General features: G+C 67.1%; 14 protein-coding genes and 1 pseudogene. 6 read left to right on the top strand and 9 right to left on the bottom strand.

The window, feature by feature from the left end; translation table 11 throughout:
* The 7 genes and pseudogenes from lpxK to A5906_RS08845 all read right to left on the bottom strand — a co-directional run.
* Positions 1-650 (bottom strand): tetraacyldisaccharide 4'-kinase (gene lpxK / locus A5906_RS08820; protein ID WP_245326646.1); only part of this gene is annotated, 650 nt, incomplete at both ends.
* Between the two features lies 1 nt (position 651).
* A pseudogene (locus tag A5906_RS44140) lies at positions 652-902 on the bottom strand (tetraacyldisaccharide 4'-kinase); the annotation flags it as partial.
* Positions 895-2,241: a 3-deoxy-D-manno-octulosonic acid transferase gene (locus A5906_RS08825; protein WP_136615071.1), complete on the bottom strand. Its 1,347-nt coding sequence runs from the start codon at positions 2,239-2,241 to the stop codon at positions 895-897. The pseudogene A5906_RS44140 and the gene A5906_RS08825, both read right to left, overlap by 8 nt.
* Complete coding sequence (locus tag A5906_RS08830; protein ID WP_080134809.1) at positions 2,204-2,917, bottom strand: lysophospholipid acyltransferase family protein; 714 nt, start codon at positions 2,915-2,917, stop codon at positions 2,204-2,206. The genes A5906_RS08825 and A5906_RS08830 overlap by 38 nt, the downstream gene beginning before the upstream one ends.
* Positions 2,914-3,156 (bottom strand): DUF4170 domain-containing protein, encoded by a 243-nt coding sequence (locus A5906_RS08835; RefSeq protein WP_018648410.1) that lies wholly within the window; start codon positions 3,154-3,156, stop codon positions 2,914-2,916. Before A5906_RS08835 ends, A5906_RS08830 begins: the two co-directional genes overlap by 4 nt.
* A gap of 60 nt (positions 3,157-3,216) precedes the next feature.
* Positions 3,217-4,023: a 3'(2'),5'-bisphosphate nucleotidase CysQ gene (locus A5906_RS08840; RefSeq protein ID WP_080134810.1), complete on the bottom strand. Its 807-nt coding sequence runs from the start codon at positions 4,021-4,023 to the stop codon at positions 3,217-3,219.
* A gap of 183 nt (positions 4,024-4,206) precedes the next feature.
* Positions 4,207-5,610, bottom strand: a complete 1,404-nt coding sequence (locus A5906_RS08845; RefSeq protein WP_080134811.1) for a TldD/PmbA family protein — start codon at positions 5,608-5,610, stop codon at positions 4,207-4,209.
* A gap of 272 nt (positions 5,611-5,882) precedes the next feature.
* Between A5906_RS08845 and A5906_RS08850 the strand changes: the two genes are divergently transcribed.
* The gene (locus A5906_RS08850; protein WP_080134812.1) at positions 5,883-6,401 is read left to right on the top strand and encodes a DUF6101 family protein; all 519 of its coding nucleotides are present in this window, start codon (positions 5,883-5,885) and stop codon (positions 6,399-6,401) included.
* 8 nt (positions 6,402-6,409) lie between these two features.
* Here A5906_RS08850 and ubiA read toward each other — a convergent pair whose 3' ends face one another.
* Complete coding sequence (gene ubiA / locus A5906_RS08855; protein ID WP_080134813.1) at positions 6,410-7,342, bottom strand: 4-hydroxybenzoate octaprenyltransferase; 933 nt, start codon at positions 7,340-7,342, stop codon at positions 6,410-6,412.
* Positions 7,339-8,010, bottom strand: coding sequence for a hypothetical protein (locus A5906_RS08860; RefSeq protein ID WP_080134814.1), 672 nt, complete (start codon positions 8,008-8,010; stop codon positions 7,339-7,341). Before A5906_RS08860 ends, ubiA begins: the two co-directional genes overlap by 4 nt.
* A 211-nt stretch (positions 8,011-8,221) precedes the next feature.
* Between A5906_RS08860 and A5906_RS08865 the strand changes: the two genes are divergently transcribed.
* The 5 genes from A5906_RS08865 (at position 8,222) to A5906_RS08885 (ending at position 13,290) form a co-directional block, all read left to right on the top strand.
* Positions 8,222-8,977, top strand: coding sequence for a 16S rRNA (uracil(1498)-N(3))-methyltransferase (locus A5906_RS08865; protein ID WP_080134815.1), 756 nt, complete (start codon positions 8,222-8,224; stop codon positions 8,975-8,977).
* Between the two features lie 131 nt (positions 8,978-9,108).
* Positions 9,109-10,260: an ATP phosphoribosyltransferase regulatory subunit gene (locus tag A5906_RS08870; RefSeq protein WP_080134816.1), complete on the top strand. Its 1,152-nt coding sequence runs from the start codon at positions 9,109-9,111 to the stop codon at positions 10,258-10,260.
* Between the two features lie 3 nt (positions 10,261-10,263).
* Positions 10,264-11,241, top strand: a complete 978-nt coding sequence (gene hisG / locus A5906_RS08875) for an ATP phosphoribosyltransferase (protein WP_080134817.1) — start codon at positions 10,264-10,266, stop codon at positions 11,239-11,241.
* A gap of 100 nt (positions 11,242-11,341) precedes the next feature.
* Positions 11,342-12,448 carry a glycosyltransferase family 2 protein gene (locus tag A5906_RS08880; RefSeq protein ID WP_080134818.1) on the top strand — a complete coding sequence of 369 codons (1,107 nt, stop codon included), beginning with the start codon at positions 11,342-11,344 and terminating at the stop codon, positions 12,446-12,448.
* A complete protein-coding gene (locus A5906_RS08885) occupies positions 12,445-13,290 on the top strand; it encodes a ChbG/HpnK family deacetylase (protein ID WP_080134819.1) in 846 nt (281 codons plus the stop codon). The genes A5906_RS08880 and A5906_RS08885 overlap by 4 nt, the downstream gene beginning before the upstream one ends.
* The last annotated feature ends 43 nt before the right edge of the window (positions 13,291-13,333 follow it).

Genomic DNA, 13,333 nt, shown 5'->3' on the forward strand with positions numbered 1-13,333 from the left:
ACGCCCTCGCTGCCATGCAGGCGTGCAAGATCCTTTTCCGTCGTCACCAGCGTCAGTTGCTCGCGCTGTGCTTCCGCCGCGAGCGCGGCGAGCTCCTCGCGCGAGAACATGTGATGATCGTCGAAGCGGCGCGTACGCGCGACATCGATGCCGCTGGCCCGCAACGTCCTGAAGAAGCGCTGGGGATCGCCGATGCCGGCGAAGGCGAACGCCCGCTTGCCGAGGAGCTGCGCGAGCGAAGCCGCGTCCGGCTTCAACCGCGCGCGCAGCTCGGGCTTGTTGCGCTTGGCAAGCTCGGCGGCGACATCGTTGGCGGCACGACCATCCCCGATCAGCACCAGCGCGTCGGTACGGGCGAGCTGCGCCCGCAACGGCGCGCGCAGGGGACCGGCGGGAAACACCGCGCCGTTGCCGAGGCCGCGCTCGCTGTCGATCACGATCAGCGAAGCATCCTTCAAAAGACGCGGGTTCTGGAAGCCGTCGTCCATCAGGATCACGGTGGCGCCCCGCGACTTCGCCAGCGCGACGCCATCGAGGCGGTCGCGCGCGACGGCGACAGGAACGTCGCGCGCCATCATCAGCGGCTCGTCGCCGACATCGGCTGCGGTGTGGCGCTCGCGATCGACCATCACCGGGCCCTTCAAGCGCCCNCCGCCATAGCCGCGGCTGAGCACAACGGGCGTCTCGCCGAGCTCGCGCAGCAGTTTCGTCAGCGCCAGCACGGTCGGCGTCTTGCCGGCGCCGCCGACATGATAGTTGCCGACGCAGATCACGGGGATGCCGGCGTCCACGCCTTTACGCAGCATGCGCCGTTCGGTGATCGCGCCGTAGAGCGCACCGAGCGGCCATAGCGCGTGCGATTGAAGGGAGCGTGGCCGGTACCAGAAGGCCGGCTCACGCATTGGCGGCTCCCATCTCGATCCGCAATTGCAGCAGATAGGGCTCAAGGGCGGTCATGGTGCGCTCCAGCGCGCCGCCGAGCTGCTCGACCACATCGCTGCCGGCGCGCTGCATCTTGTCGCGCGTGGCGGGATCGGCCAGCAGCTGGCCGAGCTGCTTGACCAGGAGCTCCTGCGTATCAGCCTGGCGTGCGCCGCCGCTCGCATCGAGCGCCTCGTAGACCTCGGAGAAGTTGAAGACGTGCGGACCGTGGACGATGGCGGCCCCGAGCTTGATCGCCTCGATCGGGTTCTGCCCGCCGTGGCGGATCAGCGATCCACCCATGAACACGATCGGCGAGAGGCGGTAGAACAGGCCGAGCTCGCCCATGGTGTCGGCGACGTAGATGTCGGTCGCGGCCGTCGGCAGCTCCTCGCGCGAGCGCAGGGCAGGCTTGAGACCGGAGCCCGTGACGAGGCCTGAAATCGACGAGCCGCGATCGGGATGCCGCGGCACGATCACGGTCAGGAGCTGCGGGAAGAAGCCGACGAGGCTGCGATGCGCCGCGACCAGCATCTCGTCCTCGCCCGGATGGGTTGAGGCCGCGACGATGATCGGCCGCCCGCGCGTCATCGCCATCAGCCGTTCGAGCTTGGCGGGATCGGCCGGTGGTGCCGGCACATCGAGCTTGAGATTGCCCGTGGTGACGACGTCGCGGCTGCCGAGCGCGGAGAAGCGCTCCGCATCGGTCCTGGACTGCGCGAGGCAGATATCGAACCGCGACAGCAGCGCCGAGATGGTGCCATGCATCCGCCGCCAGCGCGGGAAGGAGCGCGGCGACATCCGCCCGTTGATCAGCACCATCGGCACCCGGCGCGCTGCGCCCGCCAGGATCAGGTTCGGCCACAGATCGGATTCGATGAACAGCGCCAGCGACGGCTTCCAATGGTCGAGGAAGCGCGCGACATAGCGCGGGGAATCATACGGCACGTATTGGTGGATGACGTCGGGCGGAAAGCGCTTTGCGACGACCGCCGCCGAGGTGACCGTGCCCGAGGTCAGCAGGATGCGCAAATTGAGGTCGCGCAGGCGCTCGATCAGGGCCGCGGCGGCCAGCACCTCGCCGACGCTGGCGCCGTGGATCCAGACCAAGGGGCCGTGCGGCCGCACGTCACGGGACAGGCCCCGCCGCTCGCCGACCCGCGCCGGGTCTTCCTTGCCCTGCCTCAAGCGCCGCTTGATCAGCGCAGGGGCGAGCGGCACCAGGCCCGAGGCCAGGCGCCGATACATCCGCAGCGTGATCGGCAGCGCAATGGGCAGCGATTTAGGCATCTTCGGGTCCCGGGCGGCCGAGCTGCGCATAGGCGCGCCGGGTCGCCTCGTTCAGCGTGTCCTCCAGCTCCTGCCGCAGCGATTCCATCGTGGCGGCGTCGGCATCCGCGGGAACGTGGATTTCCTTGATGCCGACCAATGCGCCCCGCCCGAATGGCAAATTGATGGTGGTGCGGTCCCAGTTCTTGAGCCGGATGAAGCGGCTGGTCGCCATCGCGAAAGGCATGATCGGCCGTCCCGATTCCCGTGCCAGCATGATGATGCCGAGCCCGGCCACGCGGGAGCGCTTGGGGACGTCGGCGGTCAGCGCGACATTACAACCGTCCTGGAGCGTCCGCACCATTTCCTTGAAGGCGCCGACCCCGCCCTTGCGGTGGAAGGCCCCGCCATGATCGCCGGAACCTCGGATGGTCCCGATGCCGAGCCGCTCGGCGGCGATCGCATTGAACTCGCCGTCGCGGTGGCGGGAGATCAGGACCCTGGCCTTGTACCAGTCCTTGTTCTTGATGAAGGGGGTGAGGAAGTGCTGGCCGTGCCAGAAGGCGAAGATGGCCGGGATCTGCGGCTCGACGATGTCATAAACGTCCGGCGGATCGAACGTGAATTTGTTGGTCCGCCAGACAAAGCGCAGATATTCGGCCGCCAGGACCCCGACGGCACGCTGAACGAAGCTGCTTCGCAGCGTATTACGAAGCAGTTTTTTCAACGCGCCGGTTCTTGATTGGGGTCGAGCAGCCGGTGGAGATGGACGATGAAATAGCGCATCTGCGCATTGTCGACCGTGCTCTGCGCCTTGGCGCGCCAGGCGGCGTGCGCCGTCGCATAGTTCGGGTAGAGGCCGACGATCTCGACGTCGTCCAGGTTCTTGAAGGTGTTGTGCTCGAGATCGACGAGCTCTCCGCCGATGACGAGGTGAAGCAGTTGTTGCGGGGCACTATCTGGCATGGGTTCTCTTTCTAACGGGCTGCCCGGCAAAGCAGTGATCGACAGGCACGCGAAGGCGCTTCAGGCCAAGGGGCGATTTCGAAAATGCGCGACAATGTTCGCATGACGATCGCGTCCCGCTGCCACCAGCACCCCGTGGGCCACTTCCCGGCGGTTATAGAGGATGGGATCTCCGGAGAGGTTGCTCATCCTACCATCCGCTTCCTGCACGATCAAATCGGCCGCCGCAAGGTCCCAATCATGGCTGTTGCCGCCCGCAAAAGCCGCATCCAGCGCGCCATGGGCGACCCGGCAGAGACGGAGCGCGAGCGAGCCGATTCGCGGGTGCAGCTTGATGTCGCCGAGCGAGGGCTTCAGGCGCTCGACCAGGGGTTTTGGCCCCGCCACGCGCGAGAAGTCGAGCTCGGAGCCGGAGGTCGCCTGCACGGCCGCGCCGTTGAGCGTCGTGCCTTGCCCTCGGACCGCGAAGAAGAACTCGTCGCTAACAGGCGCGAACACCGCAGCGAGAATCGGCGCGGCGTCCTCGACCAGCGCAACGCTGACGCACCATTCGTCATGGCCGTTGAGATAATTGCGCGTGCCGTCGATGGGATCGACCACCCACGTCAGCCGCCGCGACAGCCGCGTGGCATCGTCGACGCTCTCCTCGGAGAGCCAGCCATAGTCCGGCGTGGCCGCGCGCAGGCGCGCCTCGAGCAGATCGTTGACGGCGATGTCGGCTTCCGACACCGGCGAGGATGCGCCCTTGATCCACTTCTTCAGCTCGGTGCGGAACATCGACTGCGCGAGCGCGCCCGCCTCCCGCACCGTGTCTTTCAGCAGCGCCGCATCGCGGGTCAGGATGGTGTCGTCAAGAACAGCCGCCATCGCATTCAACCGAGCGACACGCGGTGAACACCTCTCCCCATCGGGGAGAGGTCGATTTGCGCAGCAAATCGGGTGAGGGGGTTCAGGTCCCACGAGAAAGAGCAGCCCCTCACCCGGATCGCATCTTGCGATGCGATCCGACCTCTCCTTACGGGAGAGGTGAGCCAACTCGTCTCTGCTCGATCAGCGTCCGCCAAGCGTCAAACCCTCGATGCGCACCGTCGGCGCATTGATGCCGTAGCGGAACTCGAGATTGTTCGCCGGCTGCATCGACTTGAAGATCTCGAACAGATGGCCGGCGATCGTCACCTCGCTGACCGGATAGGTGATCTCGCCGTTCTCGATCCAGAAGCCGGAGGCACCGCGGCTGTAATCGCCGGTGACGCCATTGACGCCCGAGCCGATCAGGTCGGTGACGTAGAAGCCCTGTTTGATGTCGGAGATCAGCTCGGCGGGCGTCGGCGTGCCGGCTTCGAGATGCAGATTGTACGGCCCCGGCGAGGGCGAGGACGAGACGCCGCGATGGGCGTGGCCGGTGGTGACCAGCCCAAGCTCGCGCGCGGTCGCGCAGTCGAGCAGCCAAGTGGTGAGCACGCCCTCGTCGACCAGCGCGGTCTTCTTCACAGCCACGCCCTCGGCGTCAAACGTCTGCGAGCGCAGCCCGCGCTTGCGCAGGGGATCGTCGATGATGCGGATGTTCTTCGCGAACAGCTGCTGGCCGAGCTTGTCCTTCAAAAAGCTGGTCTTGCGCGCGATCGAGGCACCGTTGATGGCGCCGACGAGATGGCCGACCAGCGAGCCCGCAACGCGCGGGTCGAACACGACAGGCACCTTGCAGGTCTCGACCTTGCGCGGATTGGCGCGCGCCACGGTACGCTCGCCGGCGGAACGGCCGACGGTTTCCGGCGACAGCAGATCGGCGCCATGCGGCGCGGAGGTGAAATCGTAGTCGCGCTCCATGCTGGTGCCTTCGCCCGTGATGGCGGTGGCCGAGATGCCCTGGCTGGAACGCAGGTAAGAGCCGTGGAAGCCGGTCGAGGTGACGAGCACCATGCCGCCCATGCCGGCGGACGCCGAGGCGCCGCCGGATTTTGTGACGCCCTTCACCGCGAGTGCGGCAGCTTCAGCGGCGAGCGCGCGGCGCTCGAGCTCCGAGGTCGCCGGAATATTCGGATCGAGCAGGTCGAGATCGGGGAAGTCGCGCGCGAGCAGCGCGGGATCGGCGAGGCCGACATATTTGTCGGTCGGAGCGACCTTTGCCATCGCCACCGCGCGTTCGGCGAGCTTGGTCACGGCATCGCCGCTGACGTCGTTGGTCGAGACCACCGCCTGGCGCTGGCCGACCAGCACGCGCAGGCCGACATCATCGCCTTCGGACCGTTCAGATTCCTCGACGCGGCCGTCGCGCACCTCGACCCCTTGCGAGACGCCGCGCACCGCGACCGCATCGGCCGCATCGGCGCCCGCGCGTTTGGCCGCCTCCACCAGCCGCTGCGCGAGATCGGACAGCGCGGACTGATCGAACAGGTCGCGATTGGCCTTGGAAGAATCCTGGGGCGAAAGCGTCGAGCTTGGTGAAGGGTTCACAAACGAAATCCTGTTGGGGCGGGGTCGGGCTCGGAACGGCCGAACCCACCAGATGTGCCCAAATGGTGCGGACTTCAAGCATTTTCAGCCCGTAAAAAGCTCAGATTCGCTTCTCCGGCGCAACGACTCGTCAATCATGCGCGCCAAGGTCTTGTCAATCATGAGCCGTGGTGACGGCGGGTTAACCAGCCTTTTTAAGCGGTTTCGGAAACCGCCGCGCTAAGGTCCTCGCATCGACCGGGAACATAATCCTGGCGGGGAGAACGAAAGCCGTGAGGCGTCAAACAGCAACATGCGGGGTCGCTCCCGCCGGGTCGAGCCGCTCACTGCGGCTCGACCCTCTTTCCCTTCCGGTCCGCTTCGATGCGCATGATCCGCGCGCCGACGGCCACACCAGGCAGATCGAGCTTCATCGCGAGCGTGTCGTGCTGCGCCGTGCCGTCCGCGGCATGCAGATGGCGATCAACGTCCGTGTCAGCGATTTCACCGGTGTCGCGCTACGCGGCAATGACGAGGCGCAGGTGCTCGTCCTCGTCCATCGCGATCCCTCGCTCTCCGTCCCGCTGCTGGTCGGCGCCGAAGCCGACGAGGTCCTCGAGGCCTGGTCGACCTGGAGCGAGATCTTTGCGCTTCCGCAGCTCGACGAAGGGGCGCGCAAGCCCGCGGCCCGCCGTCGCCGCGCCAACGCAATCCGCGCCCGCCGCCCGAAATTCTTGATGCGTCGGCGTACCGGGATCGCGCGCGAGCTGCCGGTTCATCGCGAAGAACGCGAGATCATCGCAAGGAATTGAGCGGGACGTTACGCCGCCCGCATCACGGCGTCCGCGAGCAATCCGGCAAACAGCAGCGCGCCCGCATGCTTGTTCGACTTGAACAGACGCAGGCACAGCTCGGGATCCTCGATCCTCAAGCGCACGATCTGCGAAGCCAGATGCGCGGCGAAGGCGGCAAGGCCCAGCCAGGCCGGCCAGCGCACGTCGCCTGACGCCAGCGCGACGCCGATCAGCACCACCGCGAGCCCGTAGAACAGAACCAGTGCCTGATGCGTGTGCGCACCGAACAGGCGCGCGGTGGACTTGATCCCGATCAGCGCGTCGTCCTCGGCATCCTGATGCGCATAGATCGTGTCATAGCCGATCACCCACGAGATCGCGCCGGCATAGAGCACGAGCGCCGTCACATCGATGCGTCCGAAGGTGACGGCAAAGCCCATCAGCGCGCCCCAGGAGAAGGCGAGCCCGAGCACGATCTGCGGCCACCAGGTGATGCGCTTCATGAAAGGGTAGATCGCGACGATCAAAAGCGAGGCGATGCCGGTCAGGACCGCGAAGCGGTTGAATTGCAGCAGCACCACGAGCCCGATCACGGCCTGCACGACCATAAAGGCCGTCGCCTGTTTGGTGCTGACCTGCCCCGACGGCAGCGGCCGCGAGCGGGTGCGCTCCACCCGGGCATCGAGCTCGCGGTCGGTGATGTCGTTCCAGGTGCACCCCGCCCCGCGCATCACGAAGGCGCCGATGAAGAACAGCACGATGGTGAGAGGCAGGCGGCTGACGTCATGCGCGATGCCGGCGGCAAGCGCCGCCGACCACCAGCATGGCATCAGCAGAAGCCAGGAGCCGATCGGACGATCGAAGCGGGACAATCGCAAGTAAGGCCGCGCCCATTGCGGCGCGAGCGTATCGACCCAGTTGCCGGTGGAATCGGCAACGCGGGCGGATGCGTCGCTCATCGGGTCAGGACGTTGCCGTTGAGCGTGTCGAAGGTGCTGCCACCCTTCTTGCCGGCGTTGGCCTCGGGCGCAGAGCCCGACCCCAGCACCTCGCTCAGCGACGGACCGGCCGGACCCCGCGGCTGGTTCTGCATCTGCTGCGCGACGTTGCAGACCTTGGTCTGCATGGCCTCCGTGTTCTTGTGGCCGTCCTTCATCTGCGCGCCGACCTGCGGCGGGATTCCGCACTTCGAGGCATTGGCCTCGATGTACTTGATCATCTTCGACTCGGCCTGGCTGAAATTGCGGATCAGCTTGCAGGCCTCGTCCGGCGGCGCGTGACGGTCGCTCGCGGCCTTGATCGCCTTGCCGCGCTTCTCGGCCTCCTCGCGCAGGGGCATGAACGCCTTCATGCAGTCCTCACCCGGGGCCTGGGTCGGCGGGGCTGCGCTGAAGGCGCCAGCACCAGCGCCGCCGCCGATCGGCGCGGCGCCGTTCACGGGGAAGGACGACTGCGGGGCCGTACCAACGGAGGCGGTCGGCGCCGAGCCATTCACCGGCGGAAACGCCGAGCTGGGCGCGGCCTGCCCGGGCAGCGGCGCCGGAAAGGCGCTTTGCGCATAGGCACCCGCGGCACCACCCATGGTGATCATGGCGGCAGTGATCGGAACCATCAGATGACGGATCATGAAGGCAGTTTCTCCGGCAGGAGCTTACGGGGTTCGGCGTCTTCCCAATTGAAGCGCAACCAGCGTGTTCACGTTTTTACGATTCCTGCCGGCGCTTAACAACCCGTCGAATAGGGCAAGAGCGCGGCGCGGAGACGCACCAATTCGGTGATATTTACCCCCAAAACTACTGGTTTCGGTTAAGATCGGCCCCAAATCGGACCTTTGAACAATGCCTTCCCACGATTTTCGCGCCCCCCGCCTGTTCGTCGACGCCCCCCTCGCCCAGGACGTCCGGGTCCCGCTCGACCGCGACCAGAGCAACTATCTCGGCAATGTGCTGCGGCTGGCGGCCGGGGCCGAGGTTCTGGCCTTCAACGGACGCGACGGCGAGTGGCAGGCCGCGATCGAGGGCCGCAAGCGGCCGGACGGCCTTGTGATCCTCCAGCAGACCCGCCCCCAGGACGCCCTGACCGACCTCACTTATGTCTTCGCCCCGCTCAAGCATGCCCGGCTCGACTACATGGTCCAGAAGGCCATCGAGATGGGGGCCGCCAGCCTGCAGCCGGTCCTGACCCGGTTCACCCAGGCCTCCCGGGTCAACACCGAGCGGATGCGCGCCAATGTCGTCGAGGCGGCCGAGCAATGCGGCATCCTGAGCATCGCGACGGTCGCCGAGCCGGTGCCGCTGGAGCGCTATCTCAGCCAGCGCGCAGCAGGCCGCCTGCTGATCTTCTGCGACGAGGCGGCGGAGGAGCAAAACCCCATCCAGAGCCTGCGAGGCGCGCAGGAAGCCGGACACGGGATCGACGTGCTGATCGGCCCCGAAGGCGGCTTTGCCGAGGAAGAGCGGGCGCTGCTGTTGCGGCAGCCCAGCATCCTGCGGCTGGCGCTTGGGCCCCGCATCATGCGGGCCGACACCGCCGCCGTCGCCGCGCTGGCGCTGGTGCAGGCGGTGCTGGGGGACTGGGGCGGCAAGACCGCCTGATCCTGCGCATTGCCCGCCCGTTAAGCGATTGATCCTTTGGAGGTCGAAACCGCTGTCGGGCCATGCTAAGGGCTGCGCCAATTCGCCTCCCTTGCCCCTGCCCGGTTCCACCGGGACGATGGACCCCTGAGATGACCGCGACTGCCACCTCAAATGCTGCCGGCTCCGCCGCCTGGGCGGATACGCTGCTCTTGTCGTTCGCGCAGGCCGGCTATGTCAGGGCCGAGCCCGCCATTCTGCAGCCGGCCGAGCCGTTCCTGGACCTGTCCGGCGAGGACATCCGCAAGAGCCTGTACCTGACGAGCGATCTCTCCGGCGAGGAGCTCTGCCTGCGCCCAGACCTGACCATCCCCGTCGCCCGCGACTACCTCGCGTCGAACCGGGCGGGCCAGCCGGCCGGGTTCAGCTATCTCGGTCCGGTGTTCCGCTACCGCAGCGGCCAGGCCAGCGAATTCCTGCAGGCCGGCATCGAATCATTCGGCCGCCAGGACCGCGCCGCGGCCGACGCCGAAATGCTGGCGCTGGCGCTGGAGGCGACGGCCGCCTTCGGCGTCCGCGACGTCGAGATCCGCACCGGCGACGTGGCGCTGTTCAACGCGCTGCTCGACGCGCTCAACCTCTATCCGGTCTGGCGCCGCCGTCTGGTCAAGGATTTCAACCGCAAGATCAGCCTCGAGCAGGACCTGGAGCGCCTCGCCGCCGCGGCCACCGCGACCCGCAGCGAATATGAGGGCGTGCTGGCGGCACTGGCCGGCTCCGACCGCAAGGCGGCGCTCGCCTTCGTCACCGATCTGATGTCGATCGCCGGCACCACCAATGTCGGCGGCCGCACCACGGCCGAGATCGCCGACCGCTTCCTCGAGCAGTCGACGCTGAAGGGCGGCGCGCTGCCGCGCGAAGCGATTGCCGTGCTCAAGCGCTTCCTGTCGGTATCGGGCAATCCCGACGATGCCGTCGCCGAGCTGCGCGCGCTCACGACCGATGCGAAGCTCGATCTCACGGCTGCGATAGACCAGTTCGAGAGCCGGGTCGGCTTCATGGCCGCGCGCGGCATCGACGTGAAGCAGACGCGCTTCTCGACCGCGTTCGGGCGCGGTCTCGACTATTACACCGGCTTCGAATTCGAGCTGCATCATAGCGGCAACGGCGCCGAGCCGCTGGTCGCCGGCGGCCGCTATGACGGGCTGATGACGCAGCTCGGCTCGGCCGAGCCGATCCCCGCCGTTGGCTTCTCGGTGTGGGTGGACGCGCTGAACCGGATCGGCCGCAAGGTGGGAGCTTAAGTCATGAGCGCGCCATTCGTCCTGGCCGTTCCCTCCAAGGGCCGCCTGCAGGAAAACACCGAAGCCTTCTTCGCCCGCGCCGGCCTCAAGCTGTCGAAGGCCGGTGGCGCCCGCGACTATCGCGGCACCATTGCAGGGCTGGACAATGTCGAGGTCGCCTATCTCTCGGCGAGCGAGATCGCATCGCAGCTGTCGCGCGGCTTCGCGCATCTCGGCGTCACCGGCGAGGACCTGGTGCGCGAGAACATCGCCGATGCCGACAAGCGCGTGTCCCTGATCGAAGGCCTCGGCTTCGGCTATGCCGACGTCGTGGTCGCGGTGCCGCAGGCCTGGATCGACGTCCGCACCATGGCCGATCTCGACGACGTCACCACCGGCTTCCGCGAGCAGCATCACATGCGGATGCGGGTGGCGACCAAGTTCGTCAACCTCACCCGCACCTTCTTCCAGAGCCACGGCATCACCGACTACCGCATCGTCGAAAGCGCAGGCGCAACCGAAGGTGCGCCGGCGGCGGGCAGCGCCGAGCTGATCGTCGACATCACCACCACCGGCGCGACGCTCGCCGCCAACGGCCTGCGGGTGCTCGACGACGGTGTGATCCTGCGCAGCCAGGCCAATCTGGTCGCCTCCAGGGAGGCCGACTGGTCGCCGCAGGCACGCGAGACCGCGCGCGTCATCCTCGACCACATCGCCGCAAGGGCCAGGGCCAACAAATACCGCGAGGTCCGCACCCGCTTCCGCCAGTGCGACGCCGCCCTGCTCGGCGAAGCCCACAGCCGGTTCGGCGTCGAGGCTCCGTTCGGCGGACCGACCTCGTCGGGCATGCTGACGCTGCACTGCCCGCCGGGCCAGCTCTATGCACTGGCGAGCTTCCTGCGCGAGCACGGCGCCGAGACCGTCTCGGTGGTCTCGCTCGACTACGTGTTCGACCGGGAGAACCCGCTGTTCGCCAAACTCGAGACGTTCCTGCGGCGGTGAGCCCAAAGCATGTTGAGCAGCTCCGTTCAGCGTAGCGACAGCAAACGGCAGCTACCATATGCTGTTGAAATGACCTTGATCGCCTCTGGAACCTTGATCAATGACGCTGGGCTCTGACGTTTCCGCCCTGACGACCACCGCGGCCAACTCCGCCGCGAAGGGATTGTCGATTGTCGTCCCCGTCTACAACGAGGCGGCGGGCCTCGCGGCCTTGCACCAGCGCATCTGCGAGCTCGCGAAGACCTTGCGGCAGAGCTATCGCCTCGCTTGCGAGGTCGTCTATGTCGACGACGGCAGCGCGGATGCGACGCTGTCGATCGCGCGCGGCCTGCCGGCCGACGCCATCGACGTCCAGGTGGTGTCGCTGTCGCGCAATTTCGGCAAGGAAGCGGCGCTGATGGCCGGCCTCGACCATGCCCGCCTCGGCGCCGTGATGTTCATGGACGGCGACGGCCAGCATCCGCCGGCTCTCGTCGAGCAGCTGGTACGGCACTGGATCGATGACGGCTACGACGTCGTCTATACCGCCAAGGCGCATCGCGACAACGAGCCCTTCCTGCGCCGCCTCGCCGTGCACGGTTTCTACGCGCTGATCAATTGGGGCGCGCGCCAGAAGATTCCCGAGGACGCCGGCGATTTCCGCCTGCTGTCGCCGCGCGCCGTCGCAGCACTCAGGCAACTGCCCGAGCGCAACCGCTTCTTCAAGGGCCTCGCCAGCTGGATCGGCTTCCGCCAGATCCGCGTCGACTACGAGCCGGCGCCGCGCGCCCATGGCGTCACCACCTTCAACGCCGCACGATTGCTCGGTCTGTCGATCGAGGGGCTGACCTCGTTCTCCGTGGCGCCCTTGCGCTTCGCCAGCCTGCTCGGCGTGGTGCTGGCGGGCGGCGCCTTCCTGTTCGGCCTGTCGATCCTCTGGGAGGTCTGGACCACGGGCAAGCAGGTGCCCGGCTATCCCTCGCTCGTGGTCGGCCTGATGACGATCGGCGGTGTGCAGCTCATCATGATCGGCATCGTCGGCGAATATATCGGCAAAATCCTCTCCGAGCTGAAGGCGCGCCCGATCTACTTCGTCGCCGAGCACAGCGAGAAACATTTCGAGGCCAGCAGGGCCAAGGACGTTTCGAGCCAGGACGCTTCAAGTAACGCCGCTTCAAGTGACGACGCTTCAAGCCAGGACGCCCCGAGCAGGACGGCAGCCGAATGAGCACCGCCGCGAGCCCGCGGCGGATCTGGCTCTGCGCTGACGATTACGGCATCAGCCCGGGCGTCAACCGCGCCATCCGCGACCTGATCGAACGCGGTCGTCTCAACGCCACGTCGGTCATGATGGTGGGCCACGCGATCTCGCGCAGCGAAGCCGAGGCGCTTCAGACCTCCGCCAAAGCGAGCCCGCGCTGCGCGATCGGGTTGCACGTCACGCTGTCGGCGCCGTTCCGGCCGCTCACCATGCATTTCCGCCCCCTCGACGGCGACATGTTCATGTCCTTTCCAAAGCTGCTGCTCGCCGGCCTTGCGCGGCGGCTCGACCGTGAATTCTTTCGCGCCGAGGTGAAGGCGCAACTCGCGGCCTTTGCGGACGCCTTCGGACGCGCGCCTGATTTCGTCGACGGCCATCAGCATGTGCAGCTCTTTCCGCAGATCCGCGACGGCTTTGTCGATGCGGTCGCTGAAGCGGCGCCACAGGCCTGGGTGCGCCAGGGCGGCCGCAACCTGCCGCTGGCGCAGCGGCTGGCCTCGCCCAAAGCCATGGTGCTGGACATTCTCAGCGCGCAATTCCGCCGCCGCGCCGCCGGCGCCGGGCTCGGCTTCAACCCGGCCTTCGCCGGCGCCTACGACTTCACGCGTGCCACCGATTTCGGCGAGCTGATGCGGCAGTTTCTGGAAGGCCTGCCCGATGGCGGCCTCGTGATGTGCCATCCCGGCTTCGTCGACGATATCCTTGCCGGCCTCGATCCGATGACCGAGGTCCGCGAACGCGAGCACGCCTATCTTGCGGGCGATGCCTTCGCCCGCCTGCTGGCGGACTGCAACGCGACACTGGGATGAAGCCGGCGAAAAGCGGGCCAAGCAGGCCAAGGGACAGGTAAGG

The organism is Bradyrhizobium sacchari (genome assembly GCF_002068095.1).
Classification (GTDB): Bacteria; Pseudomonadota; Alphaproteobacteria; order Rhizobiales; family Xanthobacteraceae; genus Bradyrhizobium; species Bradyrhizobium sacchari.

Coding starts and splice junctions, on each gene's coding strand:
- A5906_RS08825 (WP_136615071.1), bottom strand. CDS start 2,241: ATGCGCAGCTCGGCCGCCCGGGACCCGAAGATGCCTAAATCGCTGCCC.
- hisG (WP_080134817.1), top strand. CDS start 10,264: ATGAGCGCGCCATTCGTCCTGGCCGTTCCCTCCAAGGGCCGCCTGCAG.
- A5906_RS08885 (WP_080134819.1), top strand. CDS start 12,445: ATGAGCACCGCCGCGAGCCCGCGGCGGATCTGGCTCTGCGCTGACGAT.
- A5906_RS08880 (WP_080134818.1), top strand. CDS start 11,342: ATGACGCTGGGCTCTGACGTTTCCGCCCTGACGACCACCGCGGCCAAC.
- A5906_RS08835 (WP_018648410.1), bottom strand. CDS start 3,156: ATGCCAGATAGTGCCCCGCAACAACTGCTTCACCTCGTCATCGGCGGA.
- A5906_RS08860 (WP_080134814.1), bottom strand. CDS start 8,010: ATGATCCGTCATCTGATGGTTCCGATCACTGCCGCCATGATCACCATG.
- A5906_RS08870 (WP_080134816.1), top strand. CDS start 9,109: ATGACCGCGACTGCCACCTCAAATGCTGCCGGCTCCGCCGCCTGGGCG.
- ubiA (WP_080134813.1), bottom strand. CDS start 7,342: ATGAGCGACGCATCCGCCCGCGTTGCCGATTCCACCGGCAACTGGGTC.
- A5906_RS08840 (WP_080134810.1), bottom strand. CDS start 4,023: ATGGCGGCTGTTCTTGACGACACCATCCTGACCCGCGATGCGGCGCTG.
- A5906_RS08865 (WP_080134815.1), top strand. CDS start 8,222: ATGCCTTCCCACGATTTTCGCGCCCCCCGCCTGTTCGTCGACGCCCCC.